Origin of the sequence: Xylanimonas allomyrinae, from assembly GCF_004135345.1 — a bacterium.
Taxonomy (GTDB): Bacteria; Actinomycetota; Actinomycetes; order Actinomycetales; family Cellulomonadaceae; genus Xylanimonas; species Xylanimonas allomyrinae.
Window position 1 is genome coordinate 1,251,057 of the sequence record NZ_CP035495.1, and the last position, 23,900, is coordinate 1,274,956.

The following is a 23,900-nucleotide window of genomic DNA, read 5'->3' on the forward strand; positions in this document are numbered from 1 at the left end:
GGTGGGTATCAGCGCGCGCGCCGCGCAGGGGGGCAGGGATGGCGAAGAGTCGACCGTCACGCGAGACGCCGCGACACGTGCGGCACCACGGGACGAGAACCAGGCCGTCCCCTGCACCGGTACCTGCCCCGGCGGCACCTCCCGTGCGCCGTCCGGTGGCCGCCGGATCGCGCGTCGGCTACCCGGTCCTGACCGGCCCGACCGATCCCACCGAGCTCCTGCCGATCGTCGAGTTCGCGCCGGGCGACGCCCCCGCGTCTCAGCCCTCGGGCGCCGCGGCAGGCACCGGGGCGGACCTGGGACGCAACACGCTCATCCTGACGATCGGCACCTTCCTGTCTCGCGCGTCGGGGCAGGTGCGCGCCATGCTGCTCGTCGGCGCGATCGGCATCAGCGGCACCGTCGCGAACGCGTTCGACGTCGCCAACACGCTGCCCAACATGCTGTTCGCGCTGCTCGCGGCCGGCGTCCTGCAAGCCGTGCTCATGCCGCAGATCATGCGCGCGCTCCAGGCCGACGACGGCAAGCAGCGCCTCGACAAGCTGCTGACGATCTCGCTGGCCGCGCTCGTGGGCGTGACCGCCCTGCTCGTGGCCGCGACTCCGCTGCTCATCAGGCTCTTCACCCTGGCCGGCGACTGGTCGCCCCAGGCCCGCGCACTCGCGGTGACCTTCGGGTTCTGGTGCATCCCGCAGGTGCTCTTCTACGGCCTGTTCTCGATCCTGAGCGAGACCCTCAACGCGCGCGGTCAGTTCGCCGCGAGCGGACTGGCACCCATCGCCAACAACGTCATCTCCGTCATCGGGTTCGGCGCGTTCATCATCCTGTACGGGGGAGCCGACGGGCCGCTGGACGACCTGACCCTGTGGTCGACGCGGCAGACCGTGCTGCTGGCCGGCACCGCGACCCTCGGCATCATCGCGCAGTCGGCAGTGCTGCTCGTCGCGCTACGACGCGGCGGCTACCACTGGCACCTGCGCTGGGGGCTGCACGGCATCGGGCTGCGATCCGCGAGCAGGGTGGTCGGCTGGACGCTCGGCGCCGTCGTCCTGGAGCAGATCGGGCTCATCTACCTGCGCAACGTCACCGGCGCGGCGGGCCAGGCGGCCGCCGGCGAGGCCGTCGCGACAGCCGGCAACGCCGTCTTCACGAACGCGCTGACCATCTACCTGCTCCCCCACTCGCTGGTCATCCTGTCGATCATGCAGGCGCTGTTCCCCCGCATGTCGCGCTCCGCGGCGGCCGGTGATCTCGACGACGTCCGCGACGCCATGTCGACGGGCCTGCGGTCGGCGGGCATCTTCTCCGTCATCTCGACGGCCCTGTTCGTCGTCCTTGCCGAACCCGGCATGAAGGCGCTCCTGCCCACGCTCCAGCCCTCCGCGGTCGAGCTGTCGGCGCCGGTGCTGCGTGCGCTCGCATTCGGCCTGGTGGCGCTCGGTGCCACCGCGATGATCAAGCGCATGTACTTCGCCTTCGAGGACGGACGGGGAATCTTCGTCATCCAGATCGTCGCGACCATCGCCCTCAGCGGCGTGCTGTGGCTCGCCGTGCAGACCTTGGACTCCCGGTACTGGGCGGTCGCCGCCGCCGCCGGGTACTCGCTCTCCGCATGGGTGTCGGTGCTGCTGCGCGCCGGCGGCATGAGCAAGAAGCTGGGCGGGATCGACGGTCCCCGCATCGTCCGGCTCCACCTGCGCGCGATCATCGCCGCCCTCCTGGCATCGGGTGCCGGGTACTGGGTGACACGGCTCATCGGCGGCTACGGCGACCTCACGTGGCTGCGGGCCGTCACCACGTGCGTCCTCGCGGGCGGGACGATGCTCGGCGTCTACTTCGCGGGGCTGCGGCTCATGCGGGTGCGTGAGCTGGATGCGGCGCTCAAGCCCCTGCTGCGTCGCCTCGGCCGCCGCTAGGCCGCGGCCACGGCCCGCGGCGCTCGCCGAGGACGTCGCCTCTCAGCGCGACCGCACCGCACGCACCGCCTTCTTCGCGGCAGGCAACGCGCGCTCCCACAGTGCGTACAGGGGCCGATTGAGCGGCACGTCCCAGCTGCCGACCAGCTCGTCTTCGTGCTTGGCGAAGCTGCGCTTGAACTCGCCGATGCCGTCGTTGAGCAGGCCGTTGAGGTCGTAGCGCCGCACGCCCTTCGCGCGCGCGTCCTCGATGGACGCCCAGTACACCGCTGCCGTGGCGCGCAGACGGCGGCCCGCCTCGTTCGCACCGCCGTACAGCAGGAACGCCGTCTCGCCGGATGCCACCGCCCAGGCGAAGCAGCACGGGTTTCCGTCCTCGTCGAACGCGGAGACCAGGCGCGACGCGTCCCCGAGCTCGCGGTGCACCGCGAGGTAGTACTCGTCGTCGTGCAGCACGAAGCCGGCGCGCTGCGCGGTGGTGCGGTACACGTCGAGCACCTGGCGCACCTCCTCCTGCGTGGTGATCCTGCGGATCACCAGACCGTCGCGCGCAGCCTTGCGGATCTCGTACCGCGTGGACTTGCGCATGTCGGCCAGCAGCGCGTCCGGCTCGCGCCCCAGGTCGAGGATGAGCGTCGACGGGTACAGGATCGTGTTGCGGCCCGGTCGCGCGGCCGGCAGGCCCAGTGCCGTCCCCGCGGCCCAGTCCGGCTCGAACGTGACACCGATGGCCCCGGCGTTCTGCGTGCACCAGTCGACGACGGCGTGGGCCACGGCGGCGCGGTCGTCGTCGGACCCCACGCCGTCGGGTCCGACGACGGGGCCGCGCGGCACATACGCGAGCGCCTTGAAGGGCGCGGGAAGGTGGCGCACCAGGACCTGCGCGAGGCCGACCACCGCGCCGTTCGCGTCCGCGACCTGAATGCGGCGGGCAGTCCACGGCCCGCCCTCCTTGACCGATCCCCAGCCCCAGAGCTGCAAGGGGTGGCCCCCCAGCCCGGAGACGGCACGATCCCAGGCCGCTCGGTCGCGAACCTCGGTGACGGTCACTGACATTCCCGAACTCCTCATCCGCGGCCCAGGGCGCGCTTGGTGACCTGGATCAGCCGGTGCTTCGCCTTGCTCGGGTAGTACGTGAACCGGCCGACCTTGCGCACCACATGACCCGAGAAGTGCTGCTTGAACCTCAGGACGCCGTCCGAGCCGTCGAACACGCCGTCGATGCCGAGCATGTTGTAGCGGCCGACGCCGCGCGCCACCGCGTCGCCGAGCACGTGGTCCTGGATCGCGTACGGCCCGTAGAACTGCGACAGCGTGTCGTCGGACCCGCTGAACAGGTACACCAGCTCGTCGGCGCTGTCGACGAACAGCGACGCCGCGAGCGGGAGCGGCCCGCTGCCGCGCTCGGCCGCGATCCGCGCGGACTCGGCGAGGCGCGCGCGGTGGGTGGCGATCTGTGCCGCCCACTCGTCGCGCTGGCCTTGCTTCTTGGGCGAGGCAGAAGCGGCGATCCGCGCTTCCAGGTCGGCGATCTGACGGTGCAGTCCGGATGCGTACGCCTCGAGGTCGACCTCGGCGAGCAGGAACTGCGCCTGGCGGCCGAACGCGTCGAAGAACGCCTCGTAGTAGCCCAGCGTGTGGTCGTCGTAGCCGCGGCGCGCGCTGGTCATCGCCGTGATGCGTTTGAACGTGCCGAGCTCGTCGCGGGTCAGACGCCGTACGCGCACCCCGAACGCCTGCGCGCGCTTGACCGCGTACAGGCCGTCCTTGCCGTACGACCGGCGCAGGGCGGCGGTGTCCGTGAGGCCGGAGAGGTCCTTGACGAAGTGCCAGCCGGGCTCGCCGCCCTCGTATCCGGCGGCCACGCCGCCGTGCGCGTACCCGAGCGCCGTCAGCGCCCGGACCAGGGAGGTGTCCGGTTCGGTGCGGGGCGTGCCGTCGGCCTCGTGCTCGCGGTAGTCGGCGTCGGGGAGCACCACGAGCTCGAGGGCCCCGATCCGCTTGGCGTACTCGCGCATGGCATCGAAGAAGAACGCCGCGGCCTCGGCGTCCGGACCCCCGACGGGACCGTACTGGACCTCGGCGTGCGTGCCGCCCAGCATCGGCTTGGACACCACGCGTGAGGCCAGCACGACGTCGTCGCCGCGCAGCACGGCCACGTGCCGCACCGTCCAGCCTCCGTGGCGCAGCACCGCGGCCATCGGGGCCGCCTGCAAGAAGCTCGCGTGCGCGGCGGCGCCGACGAACGCGGCAAACCGGTCCTCGCTCAGCTCCGCCAGCCGGAGCGTCATCGGGCCGCCCTCGGGCGGCTCGCGCTCTGCTCGTGCAGGCGTCGCAGCTCGTCCATCGGCAGGTACCTGCGGTACTTGCGCCAGTAGTTGACGGCCTGGGCGAGCGCGTAGACGCGCCGCTTGAGGCCGAAGTCGCGCGCGTAGCGCAGCGGGTGCACCGTGCGGCCGGACCGCATGAGCGCGACGGCGCGGGCCCGGAGCGCCGGGTCCAGCAGGTACCTGCGCAGGAGAAGGTGGGGAACCGTCGCGTAGAGCACCTCGGTGCGTGCCGTGACCGGCTCGCGCGACAGTCCCCGCACGACGTCGTCGACGAGCACCTCGGCGACGTTGGCGCCGCCGGCCGTGACGTAGTAGTTGTTCCGGCCTATCCGTGGGTTCTGCTCGAAGAACCGGAACACGCCGTCGCGCGGGTCACGCTTGACGTCGAAGTTCGCGAAACCGCGCCAGCCCGTCGCCTCGTTGATCCGCACGGCCGCGTCGACCAGGTCGGGAATGTCCTCGACGATCATCGCCGTCGGGTTGCCGCGCGTGATCGGCGTGTGCTCCTCGAGCAGCACGCGAGCCGCGGCCCGCAACGTCACGCGGCCGGCCCCGTCCGTATAGGTCGTCACCGAGCGCATCTCCGTGTCGTCACCCGGCACCGTGTCCTGCACCAGGAACCGGCCCCGGAACCCCGCGGCCCGCAACGACTCGTAGAGCGAGTCGAGCTGTGACTGCTCGGTGAGCTCGTAGATCTTCGCCTTGCCCGGGAAGACGACCCCGTAGTAGTCGGCGCTCGACGCGGGCTTGGCGATCACGGGGAACGGGAAGTGGACCGGCAGCGGCGTCCAGCCCGGCGAGTCCGCCTCCGCGAAGTCCTGCACGACGGTGGCCGGGGTCGCGATGCCGAGGCTGTCGCAGATCTGGATGAACTCGGCCTTGTCGCCGAGCCGGTCGACGAGCTCGCCCGAGGCGAGCGGGACCAGGTAGCCGGCCGCCTCGAGCTCGGTCCGCCGGTGGGCGAGCACGTTGACGACCGAGTCCATGTTCGTCAGCGCGATGAGCTGCTCCGGACCGGTGTGCGCGGCGGCGACGCTCACCAGCGTCTCGATGACGTCGTCGGACGCCAGGCTCTGGCAGATCACCAGGTCGATGATCGCCGAGCTGGCGATCGGGCCGGGCTCGGCGAGCGCGACGACGGTGGACCGCGCGCCGTAGCGCTCGTGGAAGGCGCGGGCGAGCGCGTAGACGCCGATGTCCGGCCCGACGATGACGGGCCGGACGGCCAGGGGTGAGGTGGGCACGCCTCAGGCCTCCGACTCGGTGCGGTCGCCCGACCACTCGGTGTGGAAGGTGCCGTCCCGGTCGACGCGGCGGTAGGTGTGCGCGCCGAAGAAGTCGCGCTGCGCCTGGATCAGCGCGGCGGGCAGGCGCTGCGCGCGCACGCCGTCGTAGTAGGCGAGCGACGAGGAGAACGCCGGGGTGGGCACGCCGTGGGTCGCGGCGGCTGCCACCACGCGCCGCCAGGCGGCCAGACCGCCGGCGACGGCGTCCGTGAAGTACGGGTCGGCCAGCAGCAGCGGCAGCTGCGGGTCGCGCTCGTACGCCTCGGTGATGCGGTTGAGGAACCGCGCGCGAATGATGCAGCCGCCACGCCAGATGCGGGCCATCGCACCCCGGTCGATGTCCCAGCCGTTCTCGGCCGACGCCGCCGCGATCTGGTCGAAGCCCTGCGAGTAGGCCACGACCTTCGACGCGTACAGCGCCAGGCGCACGTCCTCGACGAATGCCTCCCGGTCGGGGACCGACCACGGCTCGGCGTCGGCGGGCAGCGCGGACCGCGCGGCCTCGCGCTGCGGCACCCCGCCCGACAGGGCGCGGGCGAACGTCGCCTCCGCGATCCCGGTGATCGGCACGCCCAGGTCGAGCCCGTTCTGCACCGTCCACCGGCCGGTGCCCTTCTGCTCGGCCTGGTCCAGGACGACGTCGACGAACGCCTGGCCCGTCTTCGCGTCGACATGCCCGAGCACGTCCGCGGTGATCTCGATGAGGAACGACTCGAGGTCACCGGTGTTCCACCGCGCGAAGATCTCGCCGATCTCCTGTGCCGAGGCGCCCAGGCCCTGGCGCAGCAGGTCGTACGCCTCGGCGATGAGCTGCATGTCGGCGTACTCGATGCCGTTGTGCACCATCTTGACGAAGTGACCGGCGCCGTCGGGCCCGACGTAGGTGCAGCACGGCACGCCGTCGACCTTCGCCGCGATGTCCTCGAGGATCGGGCCCAGCCACGTGTACGACTCGCGCGTGCCGCCCGGCATGATCGACGGGCCGTTGAGCGCGCCCTCCTCGCCGCCCGACACGCCGGTGCCCACGAAGTGCAGGCCGTGGGCGCGCAGCGCCTTCTCCCGGCGGATCGTGTCGGGGAAGTGCGCGTTGCCGGCGTCGATGACGATGTCGCCCTGCTCCAGCAGCGGGACGAGCTCCTCGATCACGGCGTCCGTCGGTCCGCCCGCCTTGACCATGACGACGACCTTGCGGGGGCGGGCGAGCGACGCGACGAAGTCGGCCATCGACTCGGAGGCGACGAACGTGCCCTCGTGACCGGCCTCCTCGACGAGCGAGCGCGTCTTGGCGACGGAGCGGTTGTGCACCGCGACCGTGTAGCCGTGCCGGGCGAAGTTGCGGGCCAGGTTGCGGCCCATGACCGCCAGGCCCGTCACACCGATGTCTGCGGTGCCGCTGCCGACGCCGGGCCCCGTGGTCTCGCTCATCCGTCTGTGCTCCTCATGCTGGTTCGTCGTCTGTGGTTCATCGTCTGTGGATCATCGTCTGTGGATCACCGTTCGTGGTTCGCCACCGGCGGTGCAGGCGCCGCGCCCCAGGCGCGCACGACCGGAAACAGCCTAGTCGTGCGCGCCCACGCACGAGCGAGGTCACGATCCGGGATCGACCGCGCGACGCGTTCGGCGCGGTGTCCGCCGACGGCGGCACCGGGGCCTAGCGTGTGCTCGTGACCCCCGAACAACGGGAGATTCCCGCCCGGTTCGCCGCCGCGCTGACGTCTCTGCGCCGGCCCCGGCTACGCCCCGAGGTGCACCTGCACGAGGTGCCCGGCCCCGGACGCGTCGCGCCGTGGACGGCCGCGCTCGAGGGCGACGTCACCGTGAACGGCCTCGAGCTCGCCACGGGTCGCTTCGTCCTCCTGCACGACCCCGCGGGGCAGGAGACGTGGCGCGGAGACTTCCGTGTCGTCACCCTGGTGCGCGCGACGCTCGAGCCCGAGATGGCGGCCGACCCGCTGCTGGCCGAGGTCGCGTGGAGCTGGGTGACCGAGGCCGTCGAAGCCGCCGACGTCGACGTCGTCGCGATCGGCGGGACGGTCACGCGCGTGCTGTCCAGCAGCTTCGGGGCGCTCGCGGGAACGCCCGACGCCGTCGACCTCGAGCTGCGGGCCTCGTGGACCCCGACGGACACCGCGCTGGGGGCGCACCTGCACCTGTGGGCCGATCTCATGGCCACGGCCGGCGGGCTGCCGCCGCTGCCCGAAGGTGTCACAGCGCTGGGACCGTGGCGAACCGGCTTACGGTAGGCCCGTGACCGCACCGCCCGAGCAGACCGACCCCGCCGACCGGACCGTCGTCCCGCTGACCGACCCGGCCGACGGCGTCGGCGAGGTCGTCGCGACGGCCGCCGGCCTCGCCAGGACCGTCGCGGCGTTCGGCGGGGGCACCGGCCCCGTGGCCGCGGACGCCGAGCGCGCCTCGGGGTACCGGTACGGGCAGGCGACCTATCTCGTGCAGCTGCGCCGTGCGGGCGCGGGCACCGCGCTCATCGACCCGGTCGCGCTGCCCGACCTGGCGACGCTCGGGGACGCCGTCGGTGACGCCGAGTGGGTGCTGCACGCCGCGTCGCAGGACCTGCCCGGCCTGGCCGAGCACGGCCTGCGGCCCGCGCGCGTGTTCGACACCGAGCTGGCCGCGCGCCTGCTGGGCATGGAACGGGTGGGGCTCGCCGCGGTCGTCGCCGAGTTGCTCGGCCTGGGCCTGGCCAAGGAGCACTCGGCGGTCGACTGGTCCACACGCCCGCTCCCCGCCGACTGGCTGCGGTACGCCGCGCTCGACGTCGAGGTGCTCGTCGACCTGCGCGACGTGCTCGCGCTCCGGCTCGAGGAGGCCGGCAAGTCGGAGTGGGCGACGCAGGAGTTCGAGGCGGTGCGTACCGCCTCGCCGGCGCCGCCGCGGCAGGACCCGTGGCGGCGCGTGTCGGGCACGCACACGCTGCGCGACCGGCGGCGCCTGGCGATCGTGCGCGCCCTGTGGCACGCGCGCGACGCCTCCGCGCGGGCTCGTGACATCGCCCCCGGCCGGGTGCTGCCGGACCGCGCGATCATCGCGGCCGCCCAGGCGATGCCGCGCACCGCCGGTCAGCTCGTCCAGGTCGGCGAGTTCGCCGGGAAGGGCCAGCGGCGCCGCGCCGCCTCGTGGCAGCGGGCGATCGACCAGGCGATGGCGCTGCCCGAGTCCGACCTGCCGAGCCTGCGCGGGCCCAGCACCGACGCGCCGCCTCAGGCGCGCCTGTGGGCCGACCGCAACCCGGACGCGGCCCGCCGGCTGGCGGCGGCGCGCGACCTGGTCGCGCGCGTCGCGGCCGAGCACACCGTTCCCGTCGAGAACGTCCTGCAGCCGGACGCCCTGCGCCGCCTGTGCTGGACCCCGCCGCGTCCCGCCACGAGCGACGCCGTCGCGCAGTTCCTGCGCGGGCGCGGTGCCCGCGAGTGGCAGGTCGGGCTGCTCGCCCCGGGTCTGGCGCACGCGTTCGCCGACCTGGCCTGATCCGGGCCTCGCGCAGGACCGAACGGCCCTGGGGCGGCACTCGTGCCCCGTGGTATGAGACTGGGTATCACCAGGGGCTAGGAGATTGCCCGTACTCGCGGTAGCGTGCATTCATGTGTCCCGAGTCACACGATCGGGGCTCGTGGCGGCGTCGCCGATGACGCCGTCGTCCCGACCATCCGCCGCAGATGGAGCTGACATGACCACCACCGCCCGGCGCCCGCAGCTTCGCGACGTCGTCTTCGTCGACGGGGTTCGCACCCCCTTCGGCAAGGCCCGCCCCGACGGGCTCTACGCCGAGACACGCGCCGACGACCTCGTCGTCAAGGCAGTGCGCGAGCTGCTGCGCCGCCACCCCGAGCTGCCTCCCGAGCGCGTCGACGAGGTCGCCATCGCCGCCACCACCCAGCAGGGCGACCAAGGGATCACCCTGGGGCGCACCGTCGCCGTGCTCGCCGGGCTGCCGCAGAGCGTGCCCGGCTACGCCGTCGACCGCATGTGCGCGGGCGGCATGACGGCGGTGACGACGACGGCGGCCGGCATCGCCGCAGGCCAGCAGGACGTCGTCGTCGCCGGCGGCGTCGAGCACATGGGCCACCACCCGATGGGGTTCGACGCCGACCCCAACCCGCGGTTCGTCGCCGAGCGCCTCGTGGACGCCGAGGCCCTCAACATGGGCGTCACGGCCGAGAACATCCACGACCGGATGCCGCACCTGACCAAGGAGCGGGCCGACGCCTACGCCGTCCAGAGCCAGGCCCGCTACGCCAAGGCCGTCGCCAACGGCGACGTCGGGCCGGAGATCGTGCCGGTCGCCGTCCGCTCGGGCACGCTCGGGTGGGGACTCGCGACCGCCGACGAGCTCCCCCGCCCCGGCACGACCGTCGAGGCCATCCGCGACCTCAAGACGCCGTTCCGCCCCGGCGGCCGGGTCACCGCGGGCAACGCCTCACCGCTCACCGACGGTGCGACGGCCTCGCTCCTCGCGGCCGGCGACGTCGCCGACGAGCTCGGGCTGCCCGTGCGGATGCGCCTGGTCGCCTCCGCGTTCGCGGGCGTCGACCCGGCCGTCATGGGGCTCGGCCCCGTCCCGTCGACCGAGAAGGCGCTCGCCCGCGCCGGGCTCACGCTCGACGACATCGGGCTGTTCGAGATCAACGAGGCGTTCGCCGTACAGGTGCTCGCCTTCCTCGACCACTTCGGCCTCGCCGACGACGACGAGCGCGTCAACGCCTACGGCGGCGCGATCGCCATGGGCCACCCGCTCGCCTCCTCGGGCGTGCGCCTCATGGCGCAGCTCGCCCACCAGTTCGAGCGCAACCCGCACGTCCGCTACGGCCTGACCACCATGTGCGTGGGCCTGGGCCAAGGCGGCACGGTCATCTGGGAGAACCCGCACCACGCCGACTACAGCGGGCACACGACCGCTGCGACTCAGGAGGCCTGACACCGATGTCGGACACCACCCCTCAGGTCCGCCCCGAACGCGTCACCCACGCGCTCGTCCGCGACGTCGCGCTCCCCGGCGGTGCCGGCACGCTCGCGCTCGTCACGCTCGACAACGGGCTGGACCACACCAAGCCCAGCACGCTCGGGCCGCTCGGCATGGCCGAGCTCGCCGAGCGGCTCACCGAGCTGCGCGCCCGTGCCGACCGCGGCGAGATCGCCGCCATCGCCGTCACGGGCAAGCCCTACTTCCTCGCCGCCGGGGCCGACCTGCTGGGCATCGGCGCGGTGACCTCACGCGAGCAGGCGCTCGAACTCGGCCGCATGGGCCATGCCGCCTACGAGCTGCTGCACGACGCCCCCGTGCCGACGTTCGCGTTCGTCAACGGGCTCGCCCTGGGCGGCGGGCTCGAGGTCGCCCTCAACTGCGACTACCGCACCGTCGCGGCCGACGCGCCCGCCCTCGGCCTGCCCGAGACCGGGCTGGGCCTGGTGCCCGGCTGGGGCGGCGCCTACCTGGTGCCCCACCTGGTCGGCATCGAGAAGGCCGTCGACGTCGTCCTGACCCGGCCCGCGCAGAGCAAGCCGTTCAAGCCCGCCGAGGCGCTCGCTATCGGGCTCGTCGACGCGCTGTTCGACGCCGCGGACTTCCTCGAGCAGTCGATCGCCTGGGCCGCGCGCGTCGTGCGCGGCGACGTCGTCGTCGAGCGGCGCCCGACCGACCCGCAACCGGTGTGGGACGCCGTCGTCGCCGCGGCCCGGGACCAGCTCGACGCCGTCGTCCACGGGACCCGGCCGGCGCCCTACCGGGCGCTCGACCTGCTCGCCGCCGCACGGACCGCCACGCGCGCCGAGGCGTTCGCCGCCGAGGACGAGGCGCTGGCCGACCTCGTCATGAGCGACGAGATGCGCGCGAGCGTCTACGCGTTCTCGCTGGTCTCAGGCGGTAAGAAGCCTGCCGGAGCGCCCGACAAGGCGCTCGCGCGGCCCGTGACGCGCGTGGGCATCGTGGGCGCCGGGCTCATGGCCGCGCAGATCGCCCTGCTGGTCGCACAGCGGCTCGGCGTGCCCGTCGTCATGCGCGACCTGGACGCCGAGCGCGTCGAGAAGGGCCTGGGCTTCGTGCGCTCGACCGTCGAGAAGCTGGTCGCGCGCGGGCGGATGGGCTCCGACGCCGCCGCACGCATCGTCGCCTCGGTCCACGGCACCACCGACATCCAGGAGTTCGCGGCGTGCGACGTCGTCGTCGAGGCCGTCACCGAGGTCCTCTCGCTCAAGAAGCGCGTCTTCGCCGAGCTCGAGGACATCGTGACGCCCGAGACGATCCTCGCGACCAACACGTCCGCGCTCTCGGTCACGGCGATGGCCGCCGACCTCAGGCACCCGGAGCGGGTCGTCGGCGTCCACTTCTTCAACCCGGTCGCGCAGATGCCGCTCGTCGAGGTGGTCCAGGCCGAACGCACCTCGCCCGAGGCGCTGGCCACGGCGTTCGCGATCACCGGCAAGCTCCGCAAGACGGCGGTGCTGGTCAAGGACCGGCCCGGTTTCGTCGTCAACCGCCTGCTCGTACTCGTCATGGGCAAGGTCGTCGAGGCCATCGAGAACGGCACGCCCGTCGAGGTCGCCGACACCGCGCTCGCCCCGCTGGGCTTCCCGATGCCGACGTTCGAGCTGTTCGACCTCGTCGGGCCCGCCGTCGGACTGCACGTGCTGACCTCGCTGCGCGAGGACCTCGGCGAGCGGTTCCCCGCCTCCCCCGGACTCGAGAAGCTCGTGGCGGACGGCACGCGCGTCGTGCTCGACGCCCCCGCGCCCGGCCGCCCCAAGCCCGTCGACCCCGCCATCCAGTCGGCGTTCGGCCCCGCGCTCACGCCCGGCGAGACCGGGCGCCAGGGCACGCCCGTGCTCGACGCCGACGGCGTGCTCGACGCCGTGCGGACCGCGTTGGCGACGGAGATCGGGATCATGCTCGACGAGGGCGTCGTCGCCGGTCCGCCCCAGATCGACCTGTGCATGATCCTCGGCGCCGGATGGGGCTTCCACACCGGCGGGATCACGCCGTACCTCGACCGCACCGGCGACAGCGAACGTGTGCTCGGGCACCGCCTGCTGCCCCCGGGCGTGGCGAGCGTCCCGGCGGCCTGAGGCGACTGACCGGTACGACGACTGACCGGTACGACGACGGCGCGGAACGACGACGCGGCCGGCGGCTCGAAAGCCGCCGGCCGCGTCTGTGGAGACAGAGGCGCGGACGCCTCAGAAGGTGGCGAGCCCCCGCGAGCGGAACTGCTGACGCACCCGCTCGGTGAGCTCGACGCTCGGCGGCTCGGTGTCGCCGAGGGCATAGTCGCGGCCCAGGGCCGACCACTTGTCGCGGCCCATCTGGTGGAAGGGCAGCACCTCGACCCGGGTGACCGTGCCCGGGCGGATCTCGTTGAGCTCCGCGGTGTACGCGGCCACGAGGTCCACGTTGCGCTCGTCGTCGGTCAGGCCCGGCACGAGCACGAACCGCACCCACACCTCGACGGGCCTGGCGGACGTGACACCGCCCGGCAGCCCCGACGCCGCCAGGCGGCGGCCGAAGTCGAGCGTCGGCTGCAGCGCGCGCTTGGTGACCGCGAGGTAGGTCTCGGGGTCGCCCGACTTGACGTCCAGCAGCACCAGGTCGGTGTCGGCCAGCATCTCGTCGGTCATCGCGGCACCCAGGAACCCCGAGGTGTCCACGGCCGTGTGCACGCCGAGCTCCTTGGCGCCGCGCAGGATGCGTCCCGCGAACGCCGGCTGCTGGAGCACCTCGCCACCCGAGAGCGTGATCCCGCCCTTGGTGGCACGGAAGACCGGCACGTACCGCTTGACGCGCGCGAGCAGCTCCCGCGCGCTGACCGGTTCGCCGTCGCGCATGTTGAGCGTGTCGGGGTTGTGGCAGTACAGGCACCGCAGCGGGCAGCCGTTGAGGAAGACGGTCAGGCGCGTGCCGGGCCCGTCGACCGCGGTGACCAGCTCCCAGGAGTGCACCGAGCCGAGCTCGCCCGAGCGCATCATCGCGAGCTTCTCGCTGCGTTCGAGGTCGTCCGCGACGGTCAGGCCGGACAGCCCTGCCCCGGTGCGGCGCCGCGGGGCGACGGGAACGTCGAGGTCGACGGGGATGGAGTCCCCGAAGAGCTCGGACGCCTGGCCGGCCTCGGGCACGCCGATCACGGCAGGGGCGCCGAGGAGCGCGCCGCGCCCGGCGCCGCCACCGAGGGGTGGGGTGGCGGTGCCGGGCGTGGTGCTGTCGGTGGGCATGGGGCTCAGGCTCACACGGCGCCGTGGAAGGTCCGGCTCAGCACGTCGAGCTGCTGCTCGCGCGTGAGGCGGACGAAGTTCACGGCGTAGCCGGAGACGCGGATCGTCAGCTGCGGGTAGTTCTCGGGGTGCTCCATGGCGTCCTCGAGTGTCTCCTTGACCAGCACGTTGACGTTCATGTGGTAACCGTCGGCGCCGACCGAGGCGTCGAGCAGGCCGGCCAGGTTGGCGATCTGCTCCTCCTTGGTGCGGCCCAGACCGGTCGGCACGACCGTGTTGGTCAGCGAGATGCCGTCCTGCGCCTCGTCGTACGGGAGCTTCGCGACCGACAGGGCGGAGGCGAGCATGCCGTGGGTGTCGCGGCCGTTCATCGGGTTGGCGCCCGGGGAGAACGGCTCGCCGGCGCGGCGACCGTCGGGCGTGTTGCCCGTGGCCTTGCCGTAGACGACGTTCGACGTGATCGTCAGCACCGACTGGGTCGGCAGCGCGTCGCGGTACATCTTGTGCGAGCGGATCTTGGCCATGAACGACTCGACGAGCTCGACCGCGATCGCGTCGGCACGGTCGTCGTCGTTGCCGTAGGTCGGGAACTCGCCCACGGTCTCGTAGTCGACCACGATGCCGCGCTCGTCGAAGACGGGCGTGACCTTGGCGTACTTGATGGCCGACAGCGAGTCGGTCGCCACGGCGAGGCCGGCGATGCCGCAGGCCATGGTCCGCAGCACCTCCTTGTCGTGCAGCGCCATCTCGATGCGCTCGTACGCGTACTTGTCGTGCATATAGTGGATGACGTTGAGCGCCTCGACGTAGGTGGCGGCCAGCCAGTCCATCGTCTTCTCGAAGCGGGCGCGAACGTCGTCGTAGTCGAGGGCGACGCCGGGCTCGACGGGCGCCACGGCCGGCGAGACCTGCTTGCCGGTGACCTCGTCCTTGCCGCCGTTGATCGCGTACAGCAGCGTCTTGGCGAGGTTGACGCGAGCGCCGAAGAACTGCATCTGCTTGCCGACGGCCATCGGCGAGACGCAGCACGCGATGGCGGCGTCGTCGCCCCAGTGGTTGCGGATGGTGTCGTCGGACTCGTACTGCACGGCCGAGGTGTCGATCGAGACCTTGGCGCAGAAGTCCTTGAAGCCCTGGGGCAGCGCCGCGCTCCACAGCACGGTCATGTTGGGCTCGGGGGCCGGGCCCAGGTTGTAGAGCGTCTGGAGCATGCGGAACGAGTTCTTGGTGACCAGCGGGCGGCCGTCCTGGCCCATGCCGGCGATCGACTCGGTGACCCAGGTCGGGTCGCCGGAGAACAGCGCGTCGTACTCCGGGGTGCGCAGGAAGCGCACGATCCGCAGCTTGATCACGAAGTCGTCCATGATCTCCTGCGCCTGCTCCTCGGTGAGGAGGCCGGCGGCGATGTCACGCTCGAAGTAGATGTCGAGGAACGTCGAGACGCGGCCGAGCGACATGGCGGCGCCGTTCTGCTCCTTGACCGCGGCCAGGTAGCCGAAGTACAGCCACTGGACGGCCTCCTGGGCCGTGGTGGCCGGGCCGGAGATGTCGTAGCCGTACGAGGCGGCCATCTCCTTGAGCTCGCCGAGGGCACGGATCTGCTCGGCGTGCTCCTCGCGCTCGCGCACGACCTTCTCCGAGAAGACCTCGGTGTCCAGGCTCAGCTTGTCGATCTTCTTGGCGGCGACGAGCTGGTCGACGCCGTAGAGCGCCACGCGGCGGTAGTCGCCGATGATGCGGCCGCGGCCGTAGGCGTCGGGCAGGCCGGTGATGACGTGCGACGAGCGCGCTGCGCGGACGGCCGGCGAGTACGCGTCGAAGACGCCCTGGTTGTGCGTCTTGCGGTACTTGGTGAAGATCTCGTTGAGCGTGGGGTCGACGTCGTAGCCGTAGGTCTTGAGCGACGTCTCGACCATGCGCCAGCCACCGAACGGCATCATCGCGCGCTTGAGGGGGGCGTCGGTCTGGAGGCCGACGATGACCTCGTCGTCCTTCGAGATGTAGCCCGGGGCGTGGGCGGTGATCCCGGCGGGGATCTTGTTGTCGACGTCGTAGACGCCCTTCTCACGCTCGGCGGGGAACATCGCCGCGAGCGTCTCCCACACCTTGGTCGTGCGGGCGGTCGGGCCGGCAAGGAAGGCGTCGTCACCCTCGTACGGCGTGTAGTTCTTCTGGATGAAGTCGCGGACGTCGATCTTGTCCTGCCAAGGGCCGTTGGTGAAGCCTGCCCAGGCGGTGGTGATCGTGTCGGCGGCGGACGCTGTCGTCGTCATTCTGGCCCTCTCTCCTTCGGGGAGGGATCGTCCTCCCCTGTCTCCACGTCTGACGTTACGCCCGTGGACAGACCACAACCACACGAAACCGGTCCTCCAGGCTGTCGCCTTGCTCACAGTGTGGTCTGACCACAGCGTCTTCGCAGGTCAGTCCGGAAAACTGGCACGCCCGGCGCGCCACGGGGTGGTACGTGGAACGCCGCTCGGCGTGGCGCCACGGGCGAACCCGCCCACACACGCGAGATCGGCGCCCGCCACCGCGCCCACCTGCGTCTACAGCAGCGCCAGCGCCGCCAGCGTGTCGCGCGTCGCGTCGGCCGCCGTCAGGCGCATCGCCGTGGTGACCTGGTCGATGCTCTGGTGGTCGAGGAACTCCACGGGCAGCCCCAGATGCACCTGCGGGGTCAGCACGCCCTGCTCGCCCGCGCGCTGCGCGAGCATCGAGCCGATCCCGCCGTCGACCACGCCGTCCTCGATCGTCACCACCAGGTCGTGCTCGCCCGCCAGCTTGACGAGCGCGGCCGGCACGGGCAGCACCCACGTGGGCGAGACGACCGTGACCTCCAGGCCGTGCGCCGCGAGCGCGTCGCCCGTCGCGAGCGCGCAGCCCGCCATGGACCCCACCCCCACCACGAGCACCCGCCGCGCCCCTCGGCCACCTCGGCCACCTCGGCCGCCGGGGCGTGCCGGGCGATCACGTCGACGCCGTCCAGCTCGGCCACCGCTGGGATCGCCTCGACGAGGGCGCTCTTGGGGTAGCGCACCACGGTCGGGGCGTCGTCGACGTCGACGGCGGTGCGCAGCGCCGCGCGCAGCGTCGGCTCGTCGCGCGGGGCGGCCAGGCGCAGGCCCGGCACGATGCGCAGCATCGCCATGTCCCACATGCCGTTGTGGCTCGCACCGTCGTCGCCCGTGATGCCGGCGCGGTCGAGCACGAACGTCACGCCCGCCTTGTGCAGCGCCACGTCCATGAGCACCTGGTCGAACGCCCGGTTGAGGAACGTCGCATACACGGCCACGACCGGGTGCAGCCCGCCGAACGCCATGCCCGCAGCCGACGTCGCGGCGTGCTGCTCGGCGATCCCGACGTCGAACGTGCGCTCCGGGAACTCCTTCGCGAACGGCGCCAGGCCCACGGGCGCGAGCATCGCCGCCGTGATCGCGACGACGTCGGGCCGCCGCCGCCCGATGTGCACGATCTCGTCGGCGAACACCGACGTCCACCCGAACCGTGACGGCGCCACGGGCAGCCCCGTCTCGGGGTGGATCTGACCGACGGCGTGGAACCGGTCGGCGACGTCCTGCTCAGCCGGGGTGTAACCGCGGCCCTTCTCGGTGATGGCGTGCACGATCACGGGCGAACCGTAGTCCCGCGCGAGCTGCAGGGCCCGCTCGAGCGCTGCCTCGTCGTGCCCGTCGATGGGGCCGATGTACTTGATGCCGAGGTCCTCGAACATGCCCTGCGGGGCGACGACGTCCTTGAGGCCCTTCTTCAGGCCGTGCAGCCAGTCGTAGGCGAACCGGCCGGGCGGGCCCGAACGGAACAGGGTGCGCTTGCCCCAGCCGAGGAACTGCTCGTAGCCGCGCGTGGTGCGCAGCGTGTCGAGGTGGTGCGCGAGGCCGCCGATGGTCGGCGAGTAGGAACGGCCGTTGTCGTTGACGACGATGACCACGCGCCGGTCCTCCGACTCGGCGATATTGTTCAGCGCCTCCCAGGCCATGCCGCCCGTCAGGGCGCCGTCACCGATGACGGCGACCACGTGCCGGTCGTCCAGGCCGCGCACCTGGTTGGCCTTGGCGATGCCGTCCGCCCAGCTCAGCGCCGTCGAGGCGTGCGAGTTCTCGACGACGTCGTGCTCGGACTCGGTGCGCGACGGGTACCCCGACAACCCGCCCCGCTTGCGCAGCGCCGAGAAGTCCTGCCGGCCCGTGAGCAGCTTGTGGACGTAGGCCTGGTGCCCCGTGTCGAACACGAAGGTGTCGCGCGGCGAGTCGAAGACGCGGTGCATCGCGATGCTCAGCTCGACCACGCCGAGGTTCGGACCCAGGTGCCCGCCGGTGCGCGAGACGTTGTCGACCAGGAACCTCCGGATCTCCGCGGCGAGCGCAGGCATCTGCGCGGGCGTCAGCCGTTTGAGGTCGGCAGGCGACTCGACTGCGGCCAACAGGCCCATAGGTGCTTCCTTCCGGCGGACCGCCAGCGAGAGGTCAGGGACACGGACCGATCAAGACTAGGCCCTCCGTGCGCGAGTCACCGAAACGCCCGCAAGGCGCCAGACGGCACGCACCGCTTCTGCACGGAGCGTCCACGCGCGCTCCGTCGCGCGTAGGCTCGCTGGTGCCGACGGGAACATCCCACCGTCGGCACGCGAGCGCTCCGGCCCGTGCCGTGAGCGCCCCCTGAGGAGGAGCCGATGCGCTTTCTCGACGGGCAGCAGCCCACCACCGACCTCACCTACGGCGACGTCTTCCTCGTCCCGTCCCGCTCCGACGTCGGCTCCCGGTTCGACGTCGACCTCGCGACGAGCGACGCCACGGGCACGACGATCCCGATCGTCGTGGCGAACATGACCGCCGTCGCCGGGCGGCGCATGGCGGAGACGGTCGCGCGCCGCGGCGGCATCGCGATCATCCCGCAGGACATCCCCGTCGACGTCGTCGCCGACGTCGTCGCGGGCGTCAAGACCAAGGACCCCGTGGTCGAGACGCCCGTCGTCGTCGGCACGCACGACACCATCTCCACGACGCTCACGCTGCTGGGCAAGCGCGCGCACGGTGCCGCCGTCGTCGTCGAGGACGGGCGCCCGGTCGGCGTCGTCACCGAGGCCGAGTGCCTGGGCACCGACCGCTTCACACAGGTCGGACGCGTCATGTCGGCCGACGTCGTCACCCTCGAGGCGAGCGAGGTCGACGCCGCCGGCCTCGAAGCCGTCTACGAGAAGCTGCACGCCGCCAAGACCGACCTCGCCGTCGTCGTGCGCGACGGGGACCTGGTCGGCGTGCTCACACGCCAGGGCGCCGTGCGCTCGACCGTCTACTCCCCCGCCCTCGACGCGCAGGGGCGGCTGCGCATCGGCGCCGCCGTCGGCATCAACGGCGACGTCGCCGCCAAGACCAAGGACCTGCTCGCCGCCGGGGTCGACGTGCTCGTCGTCGACACCGCGCACGGCCACCAGACGCGCATGCTCCAGGCCCTCGACGCCGTCCGCTCGGTCGCCCCCGACGTGCCCGTCGTCGCAGGCAACGTGGTGACCGCCGCGGGTGTGCGCGACCTGGTCGCCGCCGGCGCCGACATCCTCAAGGTCGGCGTCGGGCCCGGCGCCATGTGCACCACCCGCATGATGACCGCCGTCGGGCGGCCCCAGTTCTCCGCGGTGCTCGAGTGCTCGGCCGCGGCACGCGAGCTCGGCAAGCACGTGTGGGCCGACGGCGGCGTGCGCCACCCGCGCGACGTCGCGCTGGCGCTCGCGGCGGGCGCGTCGCAGGTCATGGTCGGGTCGTGGTTCGCCGGTACGTACGAGTCGCCCGGCGACCTGCACGACGACGGCTCCGGACGGCTGTACAAGGACTCGTTCGGCATGGCCTCGGCGCGCGCGGTCGCCGCACGCACGGCCGGCTCGGGCTCGGCGTTCGCCCGGGCGCGCAAGGGGCTGTACGAGGAGGGCATCTCGACCGGGAAGATGTACCTGGACCCGGTGCGCCCCGGCGTCGAGGACCTGCTCGACATGATCACCTCGGGCCTGCGCTCGGCCTGCACGTACGCGGGCGCACGCACTCTCGGGGAGTTCGCGCAGCGAGCCGTGGTCGGCATCCAGTCGGCCGCCGGGTATCAGGAGGGCATGCCCGTCCCCACGTCGTGGTGACCGTCTCCGGTCGCCGCGGCGTCCGGCCCCACGGCGACAAGCCGCGTGGTCGGGCGGGTGAGCGCGACGTACAGGTCGCGTTCCCCACCCTCGCGCGCGACGCGGATCTGGTCGGGGTCGACGACGATCGCGGCGTCGAACTCCAGCCCGCGCACCTGTGCGACCGGCACCACCTGGACTCCGGCGACGTCGCCGAGCGCTGAGGCGAGCGTGCCCGCGGCCTGGTCGGCGGCGACGACGCCGACCAGGCCGCCGAGGGCCGCCTCGCGCACCGCCTCGGCGCGCACCACCTGGACCAGCGCGTCGTCCGCCGGCAGCCCGACCCGCCGCACCGGGGGTCCGGTGCGGATCGCCCGCGAGCGTTGCTGGGCGGGCGCGATGCGCTCCGCGAGCCCGGCCGCCTCCGCGAGCACCTGCTGCGTCGTGCGGTAGCAGACGGTCAGCGTGCGCACCTGGGCGCGCGTGGCCAGCGCGCCGAGCGCCTGCTCCCACGTGGCCGCGCCCGTCGCCGGTCCCGCCTGGGCCAGGTCGCCGACGATCGTCATGCTGCGGCTGGGGCACCGGCGCAGCACGGCCCGCCACTGCATCGGTGTCAGCTCCTGGGCCTCGTCGACCACGACGTGGCCGAACGTGCGCTCTGGCGGGCCGTCGAGCAGTGCCGCCGCCTCGTCGAGCAGCGGCAGGTGCGCATCCGTCCACCGGCGCCGCCCGTCCTCGGCCCGCGCAGCGGCCGCGTCCCCGGGCGGGCCGCCGCGCGCCGTCCGCGTCAGCGCCTGCGCGACGACGCCGCCCGGCGTCAGCCGCGGCCACGCCCGGTCGACGGCCGCCTCGACCTGCGGGTCGCCCCCGAGCGCTCGCCGCAGGGCCTCCGGGTCGAGCTCGGCGACCGCCGCCCTGTGCCCGTACCGCCCGCCCGCGTCGGCCGCGAACCCCAGCCGGGCGAGATCCGCGGCGACGGCACCCTCGATGTCGGCGCCGCCGGTGAGCACCTCCATGTCCTCGTCCATGCGCGCCAGGAACACGCGAGCCCGCGCCTCGACCTCGGCTGCGAGCGCGTCGGCGACCAGGCCACCGAACACCTCCCGCGCCTTGTTGTGCGCGAGCCCCGACGCCTGGGCCGTGGCACGCGCCTCGGCCAGCTCCGCGGGCCGCAGCGCGATCCGGTCCCCGTCGATCGTGACGGCGAGCGCGACGCCGTCGGGCGCCTGGGAGGCACGCACGACGGCGGCCAGCCGCGCGGCCCAGCGGGCGTCCCCCAGACGCCGTCGCTGCCGGTCGGAGGCGACCGCGGCCGGGCGCGGCGGCCTCTGCCTGCCGCCGCGGGCGGGCGGGGCCGCGGCGTCGGCGAGCAACGCCGTCGGCGTCGAGAGCACGACGTCGTTCTCTCCGAGCGACGGCAGCACCTGCCCGATGTAGTCGAGGAACCGGTCGCCCGGGCCGAGCACCAGCACGCCGTCGGCGCGCGCGGAGTCGAACATCGCCAGCACGTACGCCGCACGGTGCAGCGCGACGACCGTCTTGCCCGTGCCAGGTCCGCCCTCGACCACCGTCACCCCTCGGTGCGGCGAGCGCACGATCGCGTCCTGCTCGGCCTGCAACGTCGCGACGACGTCACGCATCCGTCCGGTGCGCCGGGCCCCGAGCGCCGCCGCCAGCGGGCCGTCGCCGACGACGTCGCCCGCCCCTGGCGCGCTGCCGTCGAGGATCTCGTCGCTCACGCGGGTGACCGTGCGGCCGTCGAGCGTCAGGTGCCGCCGTCGGCGCAGCCCCTCGGGCGAGGCGGGGGTAGCGGCGTAGAAGGGGCGGGCGGCGTCGGCGCGCCAGTCGACGAGGAGCGGCTCGCCGTCCGGTCCGGTGATGCCGGTGCGCCCGATGTGCAGCGCGGCGTGCGCGGCGCCGGGCGTGGCACCGTCCGCGGCGTCGATCCGCCCGAAGCACAGGTGGTGCTCGGCGGCCGCGAGCGCCGCCGCACGCCGGCCGAGCAGCGCAAGACGTGGCTCACGCAGGTCGTCGGCCGGGTCGCGCAGGATCTGGGCGGCCTCGGCCCGCAGGCGTGCAGCGTCGGCGTCCAGGCGGGTGTAGAGGGCGTCGACGTGGTGCTGCTCGGCGGCACGCTCGCGCACGGACGGGTCCTGCGGTTCGGGCACGGGTTCTCCTCGGTCGTGGCCCAGGCGCGCCGAGGGCGCTGGAGCCGGCGCGGCCCGTCAGGTTAGCGGACGCTAGTCTCGGCGGGTGACAAGTGCCGCGCGCTGCGCAGCGGCGCGAGCCCAGCTCGCCGCCCTCGCCCTCGACCCGTCGTTCCCGGGGCCGTGGCCGCACGCGCGCGGGGCGTTCGACGGCGCCGCCGCGCGCGAGGCCGCGGTCCTGGTGCTCTTCGGCGTGCTCGACGGCCTGCCCGCCGACCATGCCGCACAGGCGCAGGCCGTCTCCGACGACCTCGACGTGCTGCTGCTGCGCCGCGCCGCGACCCTGAGCTCGCACGCCGGGCAGGTGGCGTTCCCCGGCGGGCGGGTCGAGCCGGGCGAGGACTCGGTCGCTGCGGCGCTGCGCGAGGCCACCGAGGAGACCGGACTCGACGCCGCCGGGGTCGAGGTGCTCGGCGTCCTCGAGGCGCTGCCCATGCCGGTCAGCAACCACCTGGTGACACCCGTGGTCGGGTGGTGGGCGACGCCGTCGCCCGTGGGTGTGGTCGACGTCGGCGAGTCGGCGCAGGTGTTCCGCGCGCCCGTCGCGGACCTGCTCGACCCGGCCCACCGCTACACGACGGTGCTGCACCGCGGTGCGAGCACGTGGCGCGGTCCGGCGTGGCTGGTGACCGTCGACGGCGTCGAACAGCTCGTGTGGGGCTTCACGGCAGGGATCCTCGACGCGATGTTCTCTCGCCTCGGCTGGTCCGAGGACTGGGACCGCACGCGCGAGCTCAGCCTGCCCTGACCGTGCAGGCCGAGCTCGATGTCACCGCGGGCCTGGCCCGTGCGTTGCTGCGCGAACAGCACCCGGACCTGGCCGGGTTGCCGCTGCGCGTCGCCGCGAACGGCTGGGACAACGTCATGGTCCGCGCGGGCGCCGACCTCGTGCTACGCCTGCCGCGCCGTGCCGCCGCGGCACCGCTGATCGCGCACGAGCTCGCCGCCCTGCCCCTGCTCGGGCGCTACGGACCGGCTGGCGGCCGTCGTCGACTTCGGCGACGTCACCGCGGGCGACCCGGCGAGCGACCTGGGAACCGCATGGCTCACGTTCGACGCGGCCGGGCGAGCCACGTTCCGCGCGGCGCTCGCCCACGCGGGAGCGGGACCGGACGGGCGCGGCTGGGACGAGGCGACGTGGGCGCGCTCCCGCGGATGGGCGCTCGTGGTCGCTGCCGCGATGCTCGCCCACCCGGGCGAGCACCCGGCGCTCGTGCCGGTCGGCGAGCACGCGCTCGCCGCGCTCCTCGACGGACCCGCACCCCGCGCGCACCCCCGGGCGCGGCGGTTACCGTCGGTCCATGGCCACCACCTGGACCGACGCCGACCCGTACGCGTTCGTCGACGCCATCGCGCATCCGGTGCGACGCCGCGACGGATTCACGCTGATCGAGCTCATGGGGCGCGCCACCGGCGAGCGCCCGCGCATGTTCGGCACGTCGATCGTGGGCTTCGGCGAGTACCGCTACGAGTACGAGAGCGGTCGCACGGGAAGGTCGGCCGCCGCGGGCTTCGCGCCGCGCAAGGCCGCGACGGTCGTCTACCTGGGCGACGGCGTCGGCACGCACGCCGTGTCGCTCGCCGAGCTCGGCCCGCACACGACGGGGGTCGGGTGCCTCTACCTCAAGGACCTCGGCGCCGTGGACCTGGGCGTGCTCGAGGCGATCGTGCGTGCGTCGTACGCCCGGCTGACGGCGGGGACGCATCACGGGGACGAGAGCTGAGCGCGCTTGGCACGGGCCGCAACCGGACGCGCCGGGAGCGACCTGCAGCGTCACCGGCCCGCCCGGGCCGCCCGCGCCGCCCCTGACGATGCCTCCTACTGCCAG

Annotated in this window: 15 protein-coding genes and 2 pseudogenes; 9 read left to right on the forward strand and 8 right to left on the reverse strand. The window is 73.3% G+C overall.

Going from position 1 to position 23,900, the window contains the following annotated elements; all coding sequences use genetic code 11:
• The first annotated feature begins 143 nt into the window (after positions 1–143).
• Positions 144–1,916, forward strand: coding sequence for a murein biosynthesis integral membrane protein MurJ (murJ, locus tag ET495_RS05705; protein WP_245993331.1), 1,773 nt, complete (start codon positions 144–146; stop codon positions 1,914–1,916).
• A 42-nt stretch (positions 1,917–1,958) separates the two neighbouring features.
• On the opposite strand, the gene ET495_RS05710 is transcribed toward murJ, so the two are convergent.
• Genes ET495_RS05710 through gndA form a run of 4 tightly spaced genes read right to left on the reverse strand, consistent with a single transcriptional unit; the run spans position 1,959 to position 6,957 of the window.
• On the reverse strand, positions 1,959–2,972 hold the full coding sequence (locus ET495_RS05710; RefSeq protein ID WP_245993332.1) for a lipid II:glycine glycyltransferase FemX: 1,014 nt from the start codon (positions 2,970–2,972) through the stop codon (positions 1,959–1,961).
• 11 nt (positions 2,973–2,983) lie between these two features.
• The gene (locus tag ET495_RS05715; RefSeq protein WP_129203334.1) at positions 2,984–4,207 is read right to left on the reverse strand and encodes a peptidoglycan bridge formation glycyltransferase FemA/FemB family protein; all 1,224 of its coding nucleotides are present in this window, start codon (positions 4,205–4,207) and stop codon (positions 2,984–2,986) included.
• A complete protein-coding gene (locus tag ET495_RS05720; RefSeq protein WP_129203336.1) occupies positions 4,204–5,490 on the reverse strand; it encodes a carboxylate--amine ligase in 1,287 nt (428 codons plus the stop codon). The genes ET495_RS05715 and ET495_RS05720 overlap by 4 nt, the downstream gene beginning before the upstream one ends.
• A gap of 3 nt (positions 5,491–5,493) precedes the next feature.
• Positions 5,494–6,957, reverse strand: coding sequence for an NADP-dependent phosphogluconate dehydrogenase (gene gndA / locus ET495_RS05725; RefSeq protein WP_129203338.1), 1,464 nt, complete (start codon positions 6,955–6,957; stop codon positions 5,494–5,496).
• Between the two features lie 239 nt (positions 6,958–7,196).
• Between gndA and ET495_RS05730 the strand changes: the two genes are divergently transcribed.
• From ET495_RS05730 to ET495_RS05745, 4 genes are all read left to right on the forward strand, one after another.
• Entirely contained in the window at positions 7,197–7,775 is a 579-nt protein-coding gene (locus tag ET495_RS05730) for a DUF3000 domain-containing protein (RefSeq protein ID WP_129203340.1), read from the forward strand.
• Positions 7,776–7,779: 4 nt separating this feature from the next.
• Positions 7,780–9,018 (forward strand): HRDC domain-containing protein, encoded by a 1,239-nt coding sequence (locus ET495_RS05735; protein ID WP_129203342.1) that lies wholly within the window; start codon positions 7,780–7,782, stop codon positions 9,016–9,018.
• A gap of 199 nt (positions 9,019–9,217) precedes the next feature.
• Positions 9,218–10,465, forward strand: a complete 1,248-nt coding sequence (locus tag ET495_RS05740; RefSeq protein WP_129203344.1) for a thiolase family protein — start codon at positions 9,218–9,220, stop codon at positions 10,463–10,465.
• Positions 10,466–10,470: 5 nt separating this feature from the next.
• Positions 10,471–12,609, forward strand: coding sequence for a 3-hydroxyacyl-CoA dehydrogenase NAD-binding domain-containing protein (locus tag ET495_RS05745; RefSeq protein ID WP_129203346.1), 2,139 nt, complete (start codon positions 10,471–10,473; stop codon positions 12,607–12,609).
• A gap of 111 nt (positions 12,610–12,720) precedes the next feature.
• Here the strand turns inward: ET495_RS05745 and pflA are convergent, their stop codons facing one another.
• The 3 genes and pseudogenes from pflA to dxs form a co-directional block, all read right to left on the reverse strand.
• A complete protein-coding gene (gene pflA, locus ET495_RS05750) occupies positions 12,721–13,749 on the reverse strand; it encodes a pyruvate formate-lyase-activating protein (protein ID WP_129203348.1) in 1,029 nt (342 codons plus the stop codon).
• 11 nt (positions 13,750–13,760) lie between these two features.
• A complete protein-coding gene (gene pflB, locus ET495_RS05755) occupies positions 13,761–16,022 on the reverse strand; it encodes a formate C-acetyltransferase (RefSeq protein WP_129203350.1) in 2,262 nt (753 codons plus the stop codon).
• Positions 16,023–16,295: 273 nt separating this feature from the next.
• A pseudogene (gene dxs / locus ET495_RS05760) lies at positions 16,296–18,196 on the reverse strand (1-deoxy-D-xylulose-5-phosphate synthase).
• 240 nt (positions 18,197–18,436) lie between these two features.
• Here dxs and guaB1 point away from each other — a divergent pair.
• Positions 18,437–19,885: a GMP reductase gene (gene guaB1 / locus ET495_RS05765; protein WP_129203352.1), complete on the forward strand. Its 1,449-nt coding sequence runs from the start codon at positions 18,437–18,439 to the stop codon at positions 19,883–19,885.
• Here the strand turns inward: guaB1 and ET495_RS05770 are convergent.
• Positions 19,852–22,032 carry a HelD family protein gene (locus ET495_RS05770; RefSeq protein ID WP_129203354.1) on the reverse strand — a complete coding sequence of 727 codons (2,181 nt, stop codon included), beginning with the start codon at positions 22,030–22,032 and terminating at the stop codon, positions 19,852–19,854. The genes guaB1 and ET495_RS05770 overlap by 34 nt on opposite strands.
• 85 nt (positions 22,033–22,117) lie before the next feature.
• On the opposite strand from ET495_RS05770, the gene ET495_RS05775 reads away from it, so the two are divergent.
• The 3 genes and pseudogenes from ET495_RS05775 (at position 22,118) to ET495_RS05785 (ending at position 23,795) form a co-directional block, all read left to right on the forward strand.
• The gene (locus ET495_RS05775; RefSeq protein ID WP_129203356.1) at positions 22,118–22,819 is read left to right on the forward strand and encodes an NUDIX hydrolase; all 702 of its coding nucleotides are present in this window, start codon (positions 22,118–22,120) and stop codon (positions 22,817–22,819) included.
• 228 nt (positions 22,820–23,047) lie between these two features.
• Positions 23,048–23,140, forward strand: a pseudogene (locus ET495_RS19370) (phosphotransferase); the annotation flags it as partial.
• Positions 23,141–23,372: 232 nt separating this feature from the next.
• Positions 23,373–23,795 (forward strand): DUF1801 domain-containing protein, encoded by a 423-nt coding sequence (locus ET495_RS05785; RefSeq protein ID WP_129203358.1) that lies wholly within the window; start codon positions 23,373–23,375, stop codon positions 23,793–23,795.
• Positions 23,796–23,900: the final 105 nt, after the last annotated feature.